Consider the following 656-nt stretch of genomic DNA (forward strand, 5'->3'; position numbering starts at 1 on the left):
ATCGCGGATGCGAGTATTACCATTTCGAGCTCTAGTTCTATGGGTACGCCGAGCAGTGTGTCTTCTGCGTGGACGATCAGGTTCTTGTTGACAGGGTTCTCCTCTATGTAGGATACTCTGCCCCTGATGAACTTGGCTCCCTCTTCCTGTATCCTGTAGTAGAACTCTTCGTATGCCTTACCGAAGGAACGAATGTCCATGTAGAACAGGTAGGGTACAACGCCAGGCATCTTTTCCATGATCTGGTGTGCGTGCTTGAGCGAGTACATGCAGCATACCCTGGAACAGTACGCCTGCGCATCCTTATCCCTCGAACCTGCGCACAATACAAAGCCCACGTTGTGCGGCTTCTGACCGTCGGACGGCCTGATCAGCTTGCCACCGGTCGGACCAGCAGCGTTGATAAGCCTCTCGAAGTGAATACCGGTAAGAACGTTGTCATAAACACCGTAACCCCACTCCTCCTTCTTCTCGATCTCGTAAAGATCAAACCCTGTCGCCACGATAATGGTACCGACCTTGATCTCGACGAACTCGTCTTTCATGTCGAGGTTGATAGCTTCCTTATCACCGCACTTCTTAACACAAAGCTCACACTTCACACAGTGATCGAAGTCTATAGTGTACTTCAAGGGTACTACCTGCGGGTGGCAAAT

At 50.8% G+C, this 656-nt stretch carries 1 pseudogene; it reads right to left on the reverse strand.

Annotation, left to right across the window (positions count from 1 at the left end):
* Window positions 1-656 (reverse strand): annotated as a pseudogene (locus tag CUJ83_RS15580) (disulfide reductase); the annotation flags it as partial.

Origin of the sequence: Methanooceanicella nereidis (assembly GCF_021023085.1) — an archaeon.
Taxonomy (GTDB): domain Archaea; phylum Halobacteriota; class Methanocellia; order Methanocellales; family Methanocellaceae; genus Methanooceanicella; species Methanooceanicella nereidis.